The organism is Mycobacterium sp. (assembly GCF_008709575.1).
Classification (GTDB): Bacteria; Actinomycetota; Actinomycetes; order Mycobacteriales; family Mycobacteriaceae; genus Mycobacterium.
Map to the genome: position 1 here is coordinate 1 of NZ_VYIK01000494.1, position 264 is coordinate 264.

At 67.4% G+C, this 264-nt stretch carries 1 protein-coding gene; it reads right to left on the reverse strand.

Annotation, left to right across the window (positions count from 1 at the left end; genetic code table 11):
• Nucleotides 1–264: glycosyltransferase 87 family protein (locus tag F6Q13_RS19775; RefSeq protein WP_293060081.1), on the reverse strand; the 264-nt coding region annotated here is incomplete at both ends.

Genomic DNA, 264 nt, shown 5'->3' on the forward strand with positions numbered 1-264 from the left:
GCCAAGCCGCCGAGCGCGAGCGCCAAAACGTGATGGCCGCGCCGGTAGGTTGTCGCGGCAAGTTTCAACGCAACCACCGCGAGTACCACCGCCACCGCGTTGGCCGGCGCCGCGGGTACATGCAGCCGTGTCAGCAGCCCGCTGACGCTGGTGTTGGCCCACGGGTCAACCGAGATCCGGCCGACATCGTGGAAGCCTCCCCGCAGCCAGTAATAGGCCGAACCGGTGGGCAGCAATGCGAACCCCACGACTATTGTGGCGACG